We start from the raw sequence: 17,839 nt of genomic DNA, 5'->3' as shown, positions 1-17,839 counted from the left end.
CGGACGCGGGGGAACGGGCCACTAGATTGGGCCGTTGACGCACAGGCGAGCTGGTTCGTGGGGACGAGGGGCAGCACATGAACACCGGTGACAGGCACGACGCGCGCCATGCCCACGGGGGACGCGGCGTCCGGTCGAGTGCGGGGGTGCCGCGACCCGCCGGTCCGCGACCCGCCGGTCCGCGGTCCGCCGGTCCGCGACCCGCCGATCCGCCGACGGCGCCGGGTGGCGCGGTGCCGCCGTCGTCCCCCACGGAGGACTGGCTGGCGCAGGAGCGGCCGGAGGCGGGGCCGGGGATCTGGCGGTACGGGTACGAGGAGCGGGGCGAGCGGGCGGAGGAGCAGGTCAGCGACCGGTCGCTGCTCGCCGGGGCGGTCATCACCCTGCTGTCCGGAGCACTGCTCTGGTCCTTGCTCCACAATAATTACCTGCCGTACTGGAGGGTCCCGCTCCAGCTCTTCACCCCCTCCGACTGGTGGGAGTTCGGGGCGTACGGCGGATACCGGACCAAGCAGGCGTACGACGCGCAGAACGTCTACCTGGCCGTGCTGTGCGCGGGAATCATCTACTGGTTCGCCCAGCTGGGGAACTGGGCCGAGTTCCTTCGTCGCTTCGTGATGGCGCGGGAGCAGCCCGTGCGCGCCGTGCTGGCGGGTGCCGGCGCGCTCGTGGTGCAGGCCCTCGTCATCACCGGCACCCTGCCCTTCGAGCCGGCCGTGCTGGGTCTGCTGCCCACGACGTGGCACGAGGGGGGCGGCAGTCACGCGCTGGCCCGCTTCGTCTCGTACAGCGTCCACGGTGTGCTCGCGGTGGTCTTCCTCCTCCCCTTCATCCGGCTGAGCGGACTGACGGGACGCCTGCGCGGCAGGTCTCGGCAGAACACCGCCCCCGCCGCCCCGCCCCCGCCCGCCGAAACCCCCGCCCGCTGGCCCGAGCTGCGGGCAGCCGGGCTCGGGGAGGTCGCCGACCTGCTCACCGCCGAGATGCGGCAGGGGCGGATGAACGACCTCGACGTCGTACGGGTGCGGGCCGCCTGGGACGCCGCGGCCGACGACCCCGCCCGCCGCGAGCACTTCGCCGCCACCGTCCTGCGCGACGGCGCCGCCGCCTTCGTCCACCCCTCCGGCGCCCGCGACCTCCCGCGCCGCACGGCCCGCCACGACCTCCTGGCCGGGCAGGTGCGGATCGGCCGGTACGCCGACGGCGAGCCCAACCCGTACCGGACGTGGGGAGCGGGCGTCGCCCTGGAGCCCGCCGTGCTCGGCACCTCGCTGCTGGCCGTCGGGCCGCCCGGCGCGGGCAAGACCCGCAGGCTCACCGCCCCCGTGGTGGAGTCCCTCGCCCTCCAGGCGCTCGCCGGGAAGTGCGCCGTCCTCGCCGTCTGCGCCGCCGGGACCCCGCTGGCCGACGACGAGGCGTACGACGTCGTGGTGCGCGTCGGCGACCCCGCCTCGGTGCACGACCTCGACCTCTACGGCGGCACCACCGACCCCGAGGCCGCCTCCGCCGTGCTCGCCGAGGCACTCGTCGGCGACCTCGACACCGTCGACACCGGGCGGGCGGCGACCGCGCTGGCCCAGCTCATCGGGCCGTACCACGCGGTGCGGGGCCGCTTCCCGGCCGTGCCCGAGCTGTACGAGCTGCTGCGGGCCGACCCCGCCGCGCTCCAGCGGCTCGCGGCCGACCTCGACGCGGCGGGGCAGAGCGGCATGCTGCGCGACCTGTCCTCGCGGGTACGCCAGATGGGCACCGCCGCCGATCCGTGCCCGGCGCTGGCCGACCGGCTGGCGCTGCTGGACCGGCCCGCGTTCGCGGACTTCTTCACCACCGACCCGGCGGCCAGGCCCTTCTCGCTGCGGGCGCTCCAGCGCCACCCGATGCGGGTGCGGGTGGAACTGCCCGAGCAGCGGTACGCGGAGGCCTCACGGCTGCTGGCGCGGCTGGTCCTGGCGCAGTTCCTGACCGCGGTGACCGCGCGCGCGGACCGTTCGCTCTTCGCCTGCCTGGTGCTGGACGACGCGACGGCCACCCTCACGCCCGACACCGTGCGCGGGATCGGGCGGCTGCGGTCGGCGAACGCGGGGGTGGTGCTCAGTCTGCGTACCGTCGACGACGTGCCCGAGGCGCTGCACGTCCCGCTGCTGGGGGCGGTCGGCTGCCACATGGCGTTCTCCGGGGTCACCACCTGGGACGGGCGTCGCTTCACCGAGGCGTGGGGGACCGAGTGGGTGGAGACCACCGAGGTCGCCCAGCACACCGTGTTCGCCAACCAGCCCTTCACCCGGGCCGTGCACGCCCTGCGCAAGCTGGTCACCGGGAAGGCCGTGGTGACCAAGGCGGTCACCGTGAAGAAGGTCGAACGCGAGCGCTGGTCCGCGTCGGAGCTGGCCCGCGGGGTGCCGGCGGGGCATGCGGTGCTGTCGCTGACGACGGTGGCCGGGGAGCACGCCCCGCCGTTGCTGGTGGACCTGGGGGACTGACGGCCGGTCCGCCGAAGGGGCGACGCGCGCCTTACGTACGCCCTGGCAGAATTGGCAGTGCCGTTCATACGGGACGGCACATTTCCCGTGAGAAGGTCCCGCCCTCCGATGCCGCCCACGCTCGCCTCCCTCGTCCACCACTCCGCGCTCAAACTCGTCGTGCGCGCCGGGGAGGACCGGCTGGAGACCCCGGTGCGCTGGGCGCACGTCAGCGAACTCGCCGATCCCGTCCCGTACATGGAGGGCGGCGAGCTCCTGCTGATCACCGCCATGAAGCTCGACGCCGAGAACCCCGAGGCGATGCGCCAGTACGTGCGCAGGCTGGTCGGCGCGGGCGTCGTCGGGCTCGGCTTCGCGGTCGGCGTGTCGTACGACGACATTCCGCGGGCCCTGCTGGCGGCGGCCGAGGAGGAGGGGCTCCCGCTGCTGGAGGTGCCGCGGCGCACCCCCTTCCTCGCCATCTCCAAGGCGGTCTCGGCGGCCATCGCGGCCGACCAGTACCGTGCGGTCACCGCCGGCTTCGAGGCCCAGCGGGAGCTGACCCGGGCGGCGCTGACCGGGCCCGGCGAGCTGGTGGCCCGGCTCGCCGCGCACGTCTCCGGCTGGGCCGCCGTGTACGACGCGTCCGGGGCCCTCGTCGCCGCCGCACCGGAGTGGGCGGCCAGGCGGGCCGCCCGGCTCGTCCCGGACGTCGAGCGGCTGCGGGACCGGCCGGCGCCGGCCAGCACGGTGGTCGCCGGGGCGGGCGACGGCGGCCCCGGCGAGGACCGGGTCGAACTCCAGACGCTGGGCGCCGGACGACGGGCGCGCGGCACGCTCGCCGTCGGGACGGGCGCGCCGCTCGGCACGGCCGAGCGGTACGCGGTGCACTCGGCGATCGCCCTGCTGACGCTGACGACGGAACGGACCCGGGCGCTCCAGGCCGCCGAGACGCGGCTGGGAGCGGCGGTGCTGCGGATGCTGCTGGCGGGCGAGCCGGATCACGCGCGGGCCGTGGCGGGCGATCTGTACGGCGGCCTGCTCGACGCCCCGTTCCGCCTGCTGATCGCGGAGGCGGCGGCCGAGGGGGCGGACGCGGGCGACTCACTCCAGGTCCTCGTCGACGCGCTGGAGGGAGCGGCGGCGCGGGCGGGCGAGGTCGTCCTTGTGGTGCCCGACGGGGAGCGCGTCGTGGTCCTGGCGGCCGACGGCGGCGAGGCGGTCGCGGCGTGTGCGGCGCACATGGCGGCGCGGCGCGGGGAGGCGGCCCGCCCGATGGAGCCCGCGGAGCAGGACGACGTGGTGGTCGGCCTGTCGGCCCCCGCCGGGCCGATCGCGGCGGCGACGGCCTTCAAGCAGGCCGAGCAGGCGCTGTCGGTGGCCCGGCGGCGGGGGCGTTCCCTCGTCGAGCACGAGGAGCTGGCGACGGGGTCGGTCCTGCCCCTGCTCGCGGACGACGCGGTACGGGCCTTCGCCGACGGGATGCTGCGGGCGCTGCGCGAGCACGACGCCACGGGCCGGGGCGACCTGGTCGCCTCGCTGCGGGCGTGGCTCTCCCGGCACGGGCAGTGGGACGCGGCGGCGGCCCAGCTCGGGGTGCACCGGCACACGCTGCGGTACCGGATGCGGCGGGTCGAGGAGATCCTCGGCCGCTCCCTGGACGATCCGGACGTCCGGATGGAGCTGTGGCTCGCCCTGAAGGCGACGTCGGGTTCGTAGGGCTCGGGAGGCACGGCGCGGGCCGCTGTTCGTGCCGGGGCCGCGCCCCGCGCCCCCGCACGGGTCGCGCCGGACGGGCTGACCTGCTCGTTTCCGGCACGGGAGGTGCCGTCAGCGGTGCGGGGAACCGTGCGACCAGCCGCCGCGCACCCGCACGGAACCGTCGGCCCGCCCCCGGGCGCCGTCCCGGCCCACCCGGCCCACACCATTCCGGCACCCATCCCCTCCCCAACACTCCACCCCGGACAAACGACGCCATCCGCCCCCGCCCCTACGGTGGACCCGTAATCCACCCACTGACCCCACCCCCTCGGAAGGGCCGGACCTCGCTATGACTTCCACCCACGCCTTCTGGCTCGCCGGCCGCCAGGCCACCGGCGACGACACCTTCGACGTCACCTCCCCCTGGGACGGCCGCACCGTCGGCACCGTCAGCGTTCCGACCGACGCCCAGGTCGAGGAAGCCGTCGCCGCCGCCCACGCCGTGCGCGACAGCTTCTCCGCCACCCCCGCCCACGTCCGCGCCGCCGCCCTCACCCACGTCGCCGACCGTCTCGCCGAGCGCACCGAGGAGATCGGCCAACTGATCTCCGCCGAGAACGGCAAGCCCATCAAGTGGGCCCGCGGCGAGGTCGGCCGCGCGGTGTCCGTGTTCCGGTTCGCCGCCGAGGAGGCCCGCCGCTTCAACGGCGGCGAGGCCCAGCGCCTCGACACCGACGCCGGCGGCGTGGGGCGGCTCGCCCTCACCCGGCGCTTCAACCGCGGCGTGGTCCTCGGCATCGCCCCGTTCAACTTCCCGCTGAACCTGTGCGCCCACAAGGTCGCCCCGGCCATCGCCGTCGGCGCGCCGATCATCCTCAAGCCCGCCCCGGCCACCCCGCTGTCCGCCCTGATCCTGGGCGAGCTGCTCGCCGAGACCGACCTGCCCGAGGGCTCCTGGTCGGTCCTGCCGGTCGCGAACGAGAAGATGCCTGCCCTGGTCCAGGACGAGCGGCTGCCCGTCGTGTCCTTCACGGGCTCCGAGAAGGTCGGCTACGCGATCCTCGACTCCGTCCCGCGCAAGCACTGCACCCTGGAGCTGGGCGGCAACGGCGCGGCCGTCGTCCTCGGCGACTTCTCCTCCGACGAGGACCTGGACTGGGCCGCGACCCGCATCGCGACCTTCTCCAACTACCAGGGCGGCCAGTCCTGCATCTCCGTGCAGCGCGTCATCGCGGACGCCTCCGTGTACGACCGGCTCGTTCCGAAGATCGTCGCCGCCGTCGAGGCCCAGGTCACCGGTGACCCCTCCGACGCCGCCACCGACGTCGGCCCGCTGGTCAGCGAGGACGCCGCCAAGCGCGTCGAGTCCTGGGTCGACGAGGCCGTCAAGGCCGGCGCCGAGCTGCTGACCGGCGGCACGCGCGACGGCGCCGCCTACGCGCCGACCGTCCTGGCCGCCCTCCCGGCCGACACGACCCTCTCCTGCGAGGAGGTCTTCGGCCCGGTCCTGTCGGTGCAGAAGGTCGACGGCGAGGCCGAGGCCTTCGCCGCGGTCAACTCCTCCAAGTACGGCCTCCAGGCGGGTCTGTTCACGCACGACATCCAGGCGGCCTTCCGCGGCCACCGCGCCCTGGAGGTCGGCGGCGTGATCGTCGGCGACGTGCCCTCCTACCGCGCCGACCAGATGCCGTACGGCGGCGTCAAGCAGTCCGGCGTCGGCCGCGAGGGCGTCCGGTACGCGATGGACGACTACACCTACGAGCGGGTCCTGGTCCTGACGGGCATCGACCTGTAAGGAACCCGCGGCACCACGCGAGGGAGGCCGGTGGGCAGGACGTCGACCCCGGCGCCCGGCCCGCCGGCCTCCCTCGCCCTGTGCGCGGACACGGGAAGCGGCGGCCACCGGCAACCGGCCCCGGGCTCCCGCCCCGAACATGACACGTCCGTGCCATTCCGGACGCCCCCCGTCCCCGGAACAATGCCGGCCACGGACACGCGCCGGCCCGGCCGGTCCGGGGACCGAGTGGAGGGGGCCGGGGTGTTCCACGTCGTCGACACGATGTCGCTCGCGCGCGAGGACCGGTTCGAGTGGTGGTGCCAGGAGGTCGCCCGCTCGGCCGCTCCCACCCGGATCAGCAGCGAGCACGCCGCCGACTTCGCGGGGCACGTCGGCATGCTCTCCGCCGGCCCTCTGCGGGCGACCCTGATGGCCTTTCCCACGCTGCACTCGGAGCGCACGGCGCGCCTGGTCAGGGAGTCCGACCCGGAGACGTACGAACTGGCGCTGGTCCTGAACGGAACGATGAGCGTCTCGCAGGAGCGCCGAGAGGTCCGCATGTCGGACGGCGACTTCGTCATGTGGAGCTCCTCGCTGCCCTACACCGGACTCGTCTCCGGGCAGGGGGACGGCGCCCGAGTCGCGCGGGCCGTGGTGCTGCACCTGCCCCGGACGTCCCTGCCCTTCCCCGACCACCGGGCCGCCGCGCTCCTCGCCACCGGCCTCACCGCCCGCTCCGGCGTCGGCGCCGTCCTCGACCGGCACCTGCGCGCCGTCCTCGACGAAGCCCCCCGGCTGGAGGAGGCGGCCGCCGCCGCGGTCGGCGAGACCACGCTGCACCTGGTGCGCGCCCTCCTGGCGACGCGCCTGGACCGGCAGGACCTCCTGGAACCGGAGACCCGCAGCGCGGCACTCCTGGCCCGGCTGGAGGCGTTCGTCGAGCAGAACCTCGCCGACCCCGGGCTCACCCCGCAGGCCGTCGCCGCGCACCACCACATCTCCGTGCGCCAGGTGCACCAGCTCTTCCGCGCTCGCGCCGAGACCGTGTCCGCGTTCATCCGCCGCCGGCGCCTCGAACGCTGCCGCGCGGACCTCGCCGACCGGCGGCTGGACCACCTGCCGGTGCACGCCGTCGCCGCCCGCAACGGGCTCGCCGACCCCGCGGGCTTCAACCGCCTCTTCAAGCGGGAGTACGGAATGCCGCCCGCCGCGTACCGCAGGAGCCTGCCCCGCCCGCCCCGCGCGCAGCGACAAGAAAGCGTGCGCCGAAGCGCAATGACGGGGTGACGCCCGCGCGGGAGGATCGGGCACGGGGCGGAGCAGACGCGCCGGGCACCGCGGTCCGGGCGGTCCGGGACACCGGAGCGCGTGGGGGCCGGACCTTGCGGGCCCGAGCGCGACCCCCTCGGAGAACGGCACCGGAAGGCCGCACCCCGGCCTTCCGGTGCCGAGCGGTCCCCCCGGCCGCCGCACGCACCGCCGGCGGCTCCCGTACGTCCCGCGGCGCAGGGCGCGCCGTGCGCCCGGCACGGCGGGAGACCGGCCGCGGACCCGCCGGGGAGCACGCGCCCGCGCCGGGTCCGCCGCCGTGCGCGCCACCCCGGCCGGGGCACGGAACACCTTCCGGCCGCGCCGAAGGAAACCGGGGGCGGCCGGACGCCCTCCCGCGAGGGCTGGTGGCACGGAGCGCGATGCGGTAGATACGAGTGGGTAGCACCGGTCGGTAGCCGTACGCGGCAACGCGCGGCGGTACGGCGCCCCCCGGGTCCCTGACCCCGACGCGCGGCGAGGTGAGCCTCATGTCCGCACCACACGCACCCCGGCCCCCCAAGGTCACCGAACGCGAGGCCCGGCAGGTCGCCGAGGCCGCCCGCGAGCAGGACTGGCGCAAACCCAGCTTCGCCAAGGAGCTCTTCCTCGGCCGCTTCCGCCTGGACCTCATCCACCCGCACCCGATGCCCCCGGCCGAGGACGCCGCCCGCGGCGAGGCGTTCCTCGCGAAGCTGCGCGCCTTCTGCGAGAACGGGATCGACGGCGCCCGCATCGAGCGCGAGGCCCGCATCCCCGACGAGACGATTCACGGGCTGAAGGAACTCGGCGCGCTCGGCATGAAGATCGACCGGAAGTACGGGGGCCTGGGGCTCACCCAGGTGTACTACAACAAGGCGCTCGCGCTGGCCGGCTCCGCCAGCCCCGCCGTCGGCGCACTCCTCTCCGCCCACCAGTCCATCGGCGTACCGCAGCCGCTGAAGCTGTTCGGCACCCAGGAGCAGAAGGACGCGTTCCTGCCGCGCCTGGCCCGTACCGACATCTCCGCCTTCCTCCTCACCGAACCCGACGTCGGCTCCGACCCCGCCCGGCTCGCCACCACCGCCGTCCCGGACGGCGACGACGCGTACGTCCTGGACGGCGTGAAGCTGTGGACGACCAACGGCGTCGTCGCCGACCTGCTCGTCGTCATGGCGCGGGTGCCCAGGACCGAGACCGGCCGGGGCGGCATCACCGCCTTCGTCGTCGAGGCCGACTCGCCCGGCGTCACCGTCGAGCACCGCAACGCCTTCATGGGGCTGCGCGGGCTGGAGAACGGGGTGACCCGCTTCCATCAGGTGCGGGTGCCCGCGGCGAACCGGATCGGGCCCGAGGGGGCGGGTCTGAAGATCGCCCTCACCACCCTCAACACCGGGCGGCTGTCCCTGCCCGCGATGTGCGTCGGCGCCGGCAAGTGGTGCCTGAAGATCGCCCGCGAGTGGTCGGCGGTGCGCGAGCAGTGGGGCAAGCCGGTCGCCCGCCACGAGGCCGTCGGCGGCAAGATCTCCTTCATCGCCGCCACCACCTTCGCCCTCGAAGCCGTCCTGGACCTGTCCTCGCAGATGGCCGACGAGGACCGCAACGACATCCGGATCGAGGCGGCCCTGGCGAAGCTGTACGGGTCCGAGATGGCGTGGCTGATGGCCGACGAACTCGTCCAGATCCGCGGCGGGCGCGGCTTCGAGACCGCCGACTCCCTCGCCGCCCGCGGCGAACGCGCCGTCCCCGCCGAGCAGATCCTGCGCGACCTGCGGATCAACCGCATCTTCGAGGGTTCGACGGAGATCATGCACCTGCTGATCGCCCGCGAGGCGGTCGACGCCCACCTGAAGGTCGCGGGCGACCTCATCGACCCCGACAAGACCCTCTCCGACAAGGCGAAGGCGGGCGCGCAGGCCACCGGCTTCTACGCGCGCTGGCTGCCCAGGCTCGTCACCGGGCCCGGCCAGCTCCCGCGCAGCTTCGGCGAGTTCCATCCGGCCGGCCACCCCGACCTCTCCGGCCACCTCCGTTACGTCGAGCGCACCTCCCGCAAGCTCGCCCGCTCCACCTTCTACGCCATGTCCCGCTGGCAGGGACGGCTGGAGACCAAGCAGGGCTTCCTCGGGCGGATCGTCGACATCGGCGCCGAGCTGTTCGCCATGAGCGCCGCCTGCGTGCGCGCCGAACTCCTGCGCACCACCGAGGACCACGGCCGCGAGGCCTACCAGCTCGCCGACGTCTTCTGCCGCCAGTCCCGCATCCGCACCGAGGAACTCCTGGGCCGCCTCTGGACCAACACCGACGACCTCGACCGCACGGTCGTCGAAGGCGTCCTCACCGGCACCTACGGCTGGCTGGAGGAGGGCATCGTCGACCCCAGCGGCGAAGGTCCCTGGATCGCCGACGCCACCCCCGGACCCGCGAAGGGGGACAACGTCCACCGCCCCGTCCGCTGACCGCCGGACAAGCGGAACGGGTGACACCGCCGCTTCCCGTGCCCCACGATGTCCCCATGAACCAGGGGTACGGGAAGCACGCTTCGACACGGACGATCCTGGCGGTGCTCACCTGCGCCGCCGCCCTCACGGCCTGCGCGGGCCCCGCCGCCCCCGCCGGCGCCGGGCCCTCCGCCGCCCCGCGGCCCCTGAGCCAGCCCGCGCTCGCCGCCCGCGCCCTGAGCCCCGGCACGCAGGCAGGTCCCTACCGTACGGGCGAATACACCGTCTCGGGCGGCCCGTTGAGCGACGCCTACGGTGCGCGGCCGTCCGCCTGCGGGCCGCTGGTCTCGCTGCGGGCCGTCCGCGGCGGCCCCGTCACCCAGGTGCACCGCAGGCTGACCGACCCGGAGAACCTCCGGGGCGCCGACGTCGCCGTGCAACTGCGGTCGTACGACAAGGGACGGGCCGCCGCGGTGCTGGACGACCTGCGCGCCGCCGGGAAGAAGTGCGCCGGCGGGTTCACCGAGCTGCGGGGGGACCGCTCGGGCACGTACACCTCCGTCACGGCGGCCGCCGCCCCCGCCGGGACCGGCGACGAGGCCCTGGCGTACCGGCTGGGCCTGCGCGACGGAAGGAACGGGAGCGCGTCGTACGAGTACCTGACCGTGGTCCGGTACGGGGCGACCCTGGTCTCCTTCCGGGCCGAGAGCCTCGACGACAAGGACCCCGGCGGCGTGCCGAAGGAGATCGTGGACGCCCAGACGGAGAACCTCACCGGCCCCGGGGGGTGAGTTCCGGGTCCGCCGGCCGACGAGGGGCTGCGCTTTGGTGACCCGCGCCGGACACCGCGGACGCCCGGCGCCGCGACCGCCGGGCGGCACTCCGCGGACCGATCGGGGGCGCGCTGTCCACCGCCCCCCGCGCGCGGGCCACAATGGGGGGATGACCGACAGTCCAGCCCCCCTCGCCGACCCGCACCTCCGCCACGGAGCCGTGACCGAAGGGCCGCGCGACGTCGTGGTCCTCGGCTCCACCGGGTCGATCGGCACGCAGGCGATCGACCTCGTGCTGCGCAACCCCGACCGCTTCCGGATCACCGCGCTCTCCGCGGCCGGATCGCAGGTCGACCTGCTCGCCGACCAGGCGCGGCAGCTCCAGGTACGCACCGTGGCGGTCGCCCGCGAGGAGGCCGTCCCCGCCCTGCGCGAGGCGCTGCGCACCCGGTACGGGACGGACCCGCTGCCCGAGATCCTCGCCGGACCCGACGCCGCCACCCAGCTCGCGGCCTCCGACTGCCACACCGTCCTCAACGGCATCACCGGCTCCATCGGTCTCGCGCCCACCCTGGCCGCGCTGGAGGCGGGCCGCACCCTGGCCCTCGCCAACAAGGAATCCCTCATCGTCGGCGGCCCCCTGGTCAAGGCCCTCGCCGCGCCCGGCCAGATCGTCCCGGTCGACTCCGAGCACGCCGCGCTCTTCCAGGCGCTCGCCGGCGGCGAGCGCTCCGACGTGCGCAAGCTCGTCGTCACCGCGTCCGGCGGCCCCTTCCGCGGCCGTACGCGGGCGGAGCTGGCCGGTGTCACCCGCGAGGACGCGCTCGCCCACCCCACCTGGGCGATGGGCCCGGTCATCACCGTCAACTCCGCGACCCTGGTCAACAAGGGCCTGGAGGTCATCGAGGCGCACCTCCTCTACGACATCCCCTTCGACCGCATCGAGGTGGTCGTCCACCCCCAGTCGTACGTGCACTCCATGGTGGAGTTCACCGACGGCTCCACCCTCGCCCAGGCCACCCCGCCCGACATGCGCGGCCCCATCGCGATCGGCATCGGCTGGCCCGAACGGGTGCCGGACGCCGCCCCCGCCTTCGACTGGTCCAAGGCCTCCACCTGGGAGTTCTTCCCCCTGGACACCGAGGCCTTCCCCGCGGTGGGACTCGCCCGTCACGTCGGAACGCTGGGGGGCACGGCCCCGGCGGTGTTCAATGCCGCCAACGAGGAATGCGTGGACGCGTTCCTCGCCGGACGGCTGCCGTTCACAGGAATCGTGGATACGGTCGCAGAGGTGGTCGCGGAACACGGCACCCCGGCGTCGGGAACCTCCCTGACGGTCGCGGACGTCCTGGAAGCGGAATCCTGGGCCCGGACCCGCGCCCGTGAACTGGCCCGGCAGAAGGCACCACACCAGAAGGCAACGGCGGAGGCTCGCGCATGACCGGAATCCTGATGAACGTCCTCGGGATAGTCATCTTCTTCGTCGGGCTGCTCGTCTCGATCGCCCTGCACGAACTCGGCCACCTCTCCTTCGCCAAGCTCTTCCGCATCCGCGTCCCCCAGTACATGGTCGGCTTCGGCCCCACCGTCTGGTCGCGGCACAGGGGCGAGACCGAGTACGGCATCAAGGCCATCCCGCTCGGCGGCTACATCCGGATGATCGGCATGTTCCCGCCCGGCCCCGACGGCCGGATCGAGGCCCGGTCCACCTCGCCGTGGCGCGGCATGATCGAGGACGCCCGCTCGGCCGCGTACGAGGAACTGAAGCCCGGCGACGAGACGCGGCTGTTCTACACCCGCACACCGTGGAAGCGGTTCGTGGTGATGTTCGCGGGCCCCTTCATGAACCTCGTCATCGCCTTCGTGCTGTTCCTCGGCGTGTTCATGGTCATCGGCCAGAACAAGCAGACCACCACCGTCGCCAACGTCGTCCCCTGCGTGCTCGCGCAGAGCGTCGAACGCGACTGCCGGGCCTCCGACCCGCCGTCGCCCGCCAAGGCCGCCGGACTCCAGAAGGACGACAGGATCGTCGCCTACCAGGGGCAGCCGATCAGCGACTGGGCGGCGCTCTCCGACCGCATCCGCGCCTCGCGCGGCGAGGTCAGCATCACCGTCGAGCGCGCCGGGCAGCAGAAGGTCCTCACCACCACGGTGAAGACCAACAAGGTCCTGAAGAAGGACGCCGACGGCAACCCCGTCAAGGACGAGTACGTCGAGGCCGGATACCTCGGCTTCGGGCCCGGCGCGGCCGTCACCCCGCTCACCTTCGGCGAGTCCATCGACCAGATGGGCGCCATGTTCCAGTCCGGCGTGGACTCCCTGATCGCCCTGCCCTCCAAGGTCCCCGACCTGTGGAACGCCACGTTCAACGGCGAGAAGCGCAAGGCCGACTCCCCGATGGGCGTCGTCGGAGCGGCCCGCGTCGGCGGCGAGATCATGGGCCTGGGCCTGCCCACCAACACCACCATCGGCTTCATGCTGACCCTGGTCGCGGGCTTCAACCTGTCCCTGTTCCTCTTCAACATGCTGCCGCTGCTCCCGCTCGACGGCGGCCACATGGTCGGCGCCCTGTGGGAGTCCCTGCGCCGCAACCTGGCGAAGGTCTTCCGGCGGCCCGACCCCGGCCCCTTCGACGTGGCACGGCTCATGCCGGTCGCCTACGTCGTCGCGGGCCTCTTCATCTGCTTCACCGTGCTGGTCCTGATCGCCGACGTGGTCAACCCCGTCCGCATCTCCTGACCCGCACAGCACCGCCAGTCACCGGCGCCCCCGCGGGGGTGCCGGTTTCTGCGCTCCATTGAGTGGATTTGTCGACGTGGTGTATTCCGGCCTTTCCCGGTGACGTACGCTCGAAGGCCGGAGCCCGCCGATTGCCCGGGACCTAGATCCACACTTGGGGTTGCACAGCAGATGACTGCAATTTCTCTCGGAATGCCCGCCGTTCCGACGAAGCTCGCCGACCGGAGGATCAGCCGCAAGATCCAGGTCGGCAGCGTGGCGGTCGGCGGAGACGCACCCGTTTCGGTGCAGTCCATGACCACCACCCGTACGTCCGACATCGGTGCGACGCTCCAGCAGATCGCCGAACTCACCGCGTCCGGCTGCCAGATCGTCCGCGTCGCCTGCCCGACCCAGGACGACGCCGACGCGCTCGCCACGATCGCGAAGAAGTCGCAGATCCCGGTGATCGCCGACATCCACTTCCAGCCGAAGTACGTCTTCGCCGCGATCGACGCGGGCTGCGCGGCCGTCCGCGTCAACCCGGGCAACATCAAGCAGTTCGACGACAAGGTGAAGGAGATCGCGCACGCCGCGCGCGACGCCGGAACGCCGATCCGCATCGGCGTCAACGCCGGCTCCCTGGACGCCCGCCTCCTGAAGAAGTACGGCAAGGCCACCCCGGAGGCCCTCGTCGAGTCCGCCCTCTGGGAGGCCTCCCTCTTCGAGGAGCACGGCTTCGGCGACATCAAGATCTCGGTCAAGCACAACGACCCCGTCGTGATGGTCAACGCCTACCGCCAGCTCGCCGCCCAGTGCGACTACCCCCTGCACCTCGGCGTCACCGAGGCGGGCCCCGCCTTCCAGGGCACCATCAAGTCGGCCGTCGCCTTCGGCGCCCTGCTCTCCGAGGGCATCGGCGACACCATCCGGGTCTCCCTCTCCGCCCCGCCGGTCGAGGAGATCAAGGTCGGCATCCAGATCCTGGAGTCCCTCAACCTCAAGCCCCGCCGCCTGGAGATCGTCTCCTGCCCCTCCTGCGGCCGCGCCCAGGTCGACGTCTACAAGCTCGCCGAGGAGGTCACCGCCGGCCTCGAAGGCATGGAGGTCCCGCTGCGCGTCGCCGTCATGGGCTGCGTCGTCAACGGCCCCGGCGAGGCCCGCGAGGCCGACCTCGGCGTCGCCTCCGGCAACGGCAAGGGCCAGATCTTCGTCAAGGGCGAGGTCATCAAGACCGTCCCGGAGTCCAAGATCGTGGAAACCCTCATCGAGGAAGCCATGAAGATCGCCGAGCAGATGGAGGCCGACGGCATCCCCTCCGGCGAGCCCTCCGTCTCCGTCAGCTGACGCCCCCCGCCCTCGAAAAGCCCCGGCCCCGCCACCCCCGCGGGCCGGGGCTTTTCGCTCCGGGTGGGTGCTTTCGAACGTCCCGGGTACAGTGCGGAGATCAGCGATCCGTACGGTGAGGCCCCCACGTGTTGACGACGACCACCTGCCGCGTCCTCGCACCCGGCGACCTGGGCGAGGCGCTCGCCCTGCTGGAGAGCGAGCCCGTCAACAACGCCTTCGTGACCTCCCGGGTCCAGGTCGCCGGCCTCGACCCCTGGCGGCTCGGCGGCGAGATGTGGGGCTTCTACGAGGGCGGCCGGCTGCGCAGCCTCTGCTACTCCGGCGCCAACCTCGTCCCGATCTGTGCCACCCGGGAAGCCGTCCGCGCCTTCGCCGAACGGGCCCGCAGGGCCGGCCGCCGCTGCTCCTCCATCGTCGGGCCCGCCGAGCCCGCCGGCCTCCTCTGGCGGCTCCTGGAACCCCACTGGGGCCCCGCCCGCGAGGTCCGCGCCCACCAGCCGCTGATGGTCGCCGAACAGCTCCCGCCCGGCATCGAGCCCGACCCCCTGGTCCGCCGCGTCCGCAAGGACGAGATGGAGACGATCATGCCCGCCTGCGTGGCCATGTTCACCGAGGAGGTCGGCGTCTCCCCGATGGCGGGCGACGGCGGCCTCCTCTACCAGGCCCGGGTCGCCGAACTGGTCGGCGCGGGCCGCTCCTTCGCCCGCCTCGACGACGACGGCAAGGTCGTCTTCAAGGCCGAGATCGGCGCCGCGACCCCGGCCGCCTGCCAGATCCAGGGCGTCTGGGTCGCCCCCGAGCACCGCGGCAAGGGCCTGTCCGTCACCGGCATGGCCGCCGTCCTGCGCTACGCCCTCGCGGACGTGGCCCCGGTCGTGTCCCTGTACGTCAACGACTTCAACACCCCCGCCCGCGCCTCGTACCGCCGCGTCGGCTTCCGCGAGGTCGGCGCCTTCACGAGCGTTCTCTTCTGACGCCCCCGCGACGCGCGACGGCTAGGGTTCGGCCATGACGGACGAAGCAGCCATCGGCCCCCTGGACCTCGCGGAGCACGTGGACGAGGCGCTCGCCGTGCAGGCGCTCGCCTTCGGTCTCAGCGCCGACGAGGTCGGCGTACGACGTCACATCGTGGTGCGGCACATGACCTGCCCGGGCGCGCGCGCCCTCGGCGCGACCACCCCCGACGGCCGCCTGGTCGGCTTCGTGTACGGGATGCCCAACGACCGCACGCACTGGTGGTCCACGATCGTCGAGCCCCATCTGCGCCGGCACGGACGCGACGGCTGGCTCGACGACTCCTTCGTCATCACCGAGCTGCACGTCCACCCGGACCACCAGGCCCGGGGCATCGGCCGGGCCCTGATCACCGCCCTCACGGACGCGGCGGCCGAGCCCCGGTCCATCCTGTCCGCGATCGACGTCGAGAGCCCGGCCAGGGGCCTCTACCGGTCGCTGGGGTACGTGGACCTGGCCGAACAGGTGCTCTTCCCGAGCGCCCCCCGGGCGTACGCCGTCATGGGAGCCCCGCTGCCGCTGCGCCGCTAACCGATTTCCGCCCGCCCCCACCGCCCGGCTAACCTCCTGGCATCACCCTTCCGAGCAGGAGTTCACCATGGCCCAGGTCCAGCGCATGTCCCGTTTGATGGTCAAGACATTGCGCGACGACCCGGCGGACGCCGAGACCCTCAGCCACAAGCTGCTGGTCCGCGCCGGTTACGTACGTCGCAACGCCGCGGGCATCTGGACCTGGCTGCCGCTGGGCAAGAAGGTCCTGGACAACATCTCGCGCGTGGTGCGCGAGGAGATGGACGCCATCGGCGCCCAGGAGGTCCTCCTCCCGGCCCTGCTGCCCAAGGAGCCCTACGAGGCGTCCGGCCGCTGGGAGGAGTACGGCGACCTGCTGTTCCGCCTGAAGGACCGCAAGGGCGGCGACTACCTCCTGGGCCCCACCCACGAAGAGGTCTTCACCCAGACGGTCAAGGACCAGTGCACGTCCTACAAGGACCTGCCGGTGATGCTCTACCAGATCCAGACGAAGTACCGCGACGAGGCCCGCCCCCGTTCCGGTGTGCTGCGCGGCCGCGAGTTCCAGATGAAGGACTCGTACTCCTTCGACACCACCGACGAGGGCCTCGCCGAGTCGTACCGGCTGCACCGCGAGGCGTACATCAAGATCTTCAACCGCCTCGGCCTGGACCACCGCATCGTGTCCGCCGTCTCCGGCGCCATGGGCGGCTCCGCCTCCGAGGAGTTCCTCGCCCCGGCCGCCGCCGGCGAGGACACCTTCGCCGACTGCCCGAACTGCGACTACGCCGCGAACACCGAGGCCGTCACCTTCGCGCTCAAGGCCGTGGAGGAGACCCACCCGGCCGCCGAGGACATCGACACCCCCGACACCCCGACCATCGAGACCCTGGCCGCCCAGCTCGGCGTCGAGGCCTCCGCCACCCTGAAGAACCTCCTGGTCAAGGTCGACGGCGAGATCGTCGCGGTGGGCGTCCCGGGCGACCGCGAGGTGGACCTCGGCAAGCTGGGCGAGCACCTCGCGCCCGCCGTGGTCGAACTGGTCACCGCCGAGGACTTCGAGGGCCGCGACGACCTGGTCCGCGGCTACGTCGGCCCCCAGGGCCTCGCCAAGGTCCGCTACATCGCCGACCCCCGCGTCGCCCCCGGCACCGCCTGGATCACCGGTGCCAACAAGGCCGACACCCACGCCAGGAACGTCGTCGCGGGCCGCGACTTCGAGGTGGACGACTACCTCGACGTGGTCGTCGTCGAAGAGGGCGACCCGTGCCCCAACTGCGGCACCGGCCTCAAGCTGGACCGCGCCATCGAGATCGGCCACATCTTCCAGCTCGGCCGCAAGTACGCCGACACCTTCGGCCTGGACGTGCTCGGCCAGCAGGGCAAGCCCGTCCGCGTCACCATGGGCTCGTACGGCATCGGCGTCTCGCGCGCGGTGGCCGCCCTCGCCGAGCAGTCGGCGGACGACAAGGGCCTGTGCTGGACGCCCGAGATCGCCCCGGCCGACGTGCACGTCGTCGCGGCGGGCAAGGCGCTCCAGACCGAGCTGGCCGTCGAGGTCGCCGAGAAGCTGGGCGCGGCCGGTCTGCGCGTCCTGGTCGACGAGCGTCCCGGCGTCTCGCCCGGCGTGAAGTTCACCGACTCCGAGCTGATCGGCTGCCCGAAGATCCTGGTCGCGGGCCGCCGCGCCGCCGACGGCGTCCTGGAGCTGAAGGACCGCCGCACGGGCGAGCGCGAGGAGCTGACGGTCGACGAGGCCGTCGCCCGCCTGACCGCCGAGTAGTCCGTTCGGCACGTTCCGTCCGCACG

12 protein-coding genes are annotated in these 17,839 nt (G+C 73.4%); all 12 read left to right on the top strand.

The features are described from left to right. The first annotated feature begins 77 nt into the window (after window positions 1–77). The 12 genes from ACZ56L_RS27935 (at window position 78) to ACZ56L_RS27880 (ending at window position 17,813) form a co-directional block, all read left to right on the top strand. Window positions 78–2,480, top strand: a complete 2,403-nt coding sequence (locus ACZ56L_RS27935) for a type IV secretory system conjugative DNA transfer family protein (protein ID WP_471067094.1) — start codon at window positions 78–80, stop codon at window positions 2,478–2,480. Window positions 2,481–2,588: 108 nt separating this feature from the next. After that, complete coding sequence (locus tag ACZ56L_RS27930; RefSeq protein ID WP_471067092.1) at window positions 2,589–4,178, top strand: PucR family transcriptional regulator; 1,590 nt, start codon at window positions 2,589–2,591, stop codon at window positions 4,176–4,178. A gap of 331 nt (window positions 4,179–4,509) precedes the next feature. Beyond that, complete coding sequence (locus ACZ56L_RS27925; protein WP_345220114.1) at window positions 4,510–5,955, top strand: aldehyde dehydrogenase family protein; 1,446 nt, start codon at window positions 4,510–4,512, stop codon at window positions 5,953–5,955. Between the two features lie 243 nt (window positions 5,956–6,198). Next, a complete protein-coding gene (locus tag ACZ56L_RS27920; RefSeq protein ID WP_471067090.1) occupies window positions 6,199–7,224 on the top strand; it encodes an AraC-like ligand-binding domain-containing protein in 1,026 nt (341 codons plus the stop codon). Window positions 7,225–7,736: 512 nt separating this feature from the next. Further along, on the top strand, window positions 7,737–9,683 hold the full coding sequence (locus tag ACZ56L_RS27915) for an acyl-CoA dehydrogenase family protein (protein ID WP_468691352.1): 1,947 nt from the start codon (window positions 7,737–7,739) through the stop codon (window positions 9,681–9,683). Between the two features lie 56 nt (window positions 9,684–9,739). After that, entirely contained in the window at window positions 9,740–10,456 is a 717-nt protein-coding gene (locus ACZ56L_RS27910; protein WP_401762331.1) for a hypothetical protein, read from the top strand. A gap of 151 nt (window positions 10,457–10,607) precedes the next feature. Then, complete coding sequence (gene dxr, locus ACZ56L_RS27905; RefSeq protein WP_345220118.1) at window positions 10,608–11,879, top strand: 1-deoxy-D-xylulose-5-phosphate reductoisomerase; 1,272 nt, start codon at window positions 10,608–10,610, stop codon at window positions 11,877–11,879. Next, window positions 11,876–13,177 (top strand): M50 family metallopeptidase, encoded by a 1,302-nt coding sequence (locus ACZ56L_RS27900; protein ID WP_345220119.1) that lies wholly within the window; start codon window positions 11,876–11,878, stop codon window positions 13,175–13,177. The genes dxr and ACZ56L_RS27900 overlap by 4 nt, the downstream gene beginning before the upstream one ends. Before the next feature lie 171 nt (window positions 13,178–13,348). Continuing rightward, window positions 13,349–14,503 (top strand): flavodoxin-dependent (E)-4-hydroxy-3-methylbut-2-enyl-diphosphate synthase, encoded by a 1,155-nt coding sequence (gene ispG, locus ACZ56L_RS27895; protein WP_345220120.1) that lies wholly within the window; start codon window positions 13,349–13,351, stop codon window positions 14,501–14,503. 131 nt (window positions 14,504–14,634) lie between these two features. Then, window positions 14,635–15,480: a GNAT family N-acetyltransferase gene (locus tag ACZ56L_RS27890; RefSeq protein ID WP_345220153.1), complete on the top strand. Its 846-nt coding sequence runs from the start codon at window positions 14,635–14,637 to the stop codon at window positions 15,478–15,480. Window positions 15,481–15,514: 34 nt separating this feature from the next. After that, the gene (locus ACZ56L_RS27885) at window positions 15,515–16,051 is read left to right on the top strand and encodes a GNAT family N-acetyltransferase (protein ID WP_345220121.1); all 537 of its coding nucleotides are present in this window, start codon (window positions 15,515–15,517) and stop codon (window positions 16,049–16,051) included. A gap of 67 nt (window positions 16,052–16,118) precedes the next feature. Next, complete coding sequence (locus ACZ56L_RS27880) at window positions 16,119–17,813, top strand: proline--tRNA ligase (protein ID WP_345220122.1); 1,695 nt, start codon at window positions 16,119–16,121, stop codon at window positions 17,811–17,813. Window positions 17,814–17,839 lie beyond the last annotated feature (26 nt).

It is taken from the genome of Streptomyces sp. NPDC039736, from assembly GCF_055596485.1.
Note: the sequence above shows the minus strand (reverse complement) of the source record. Positions and strands in the feature narration are given on the sequence as shown.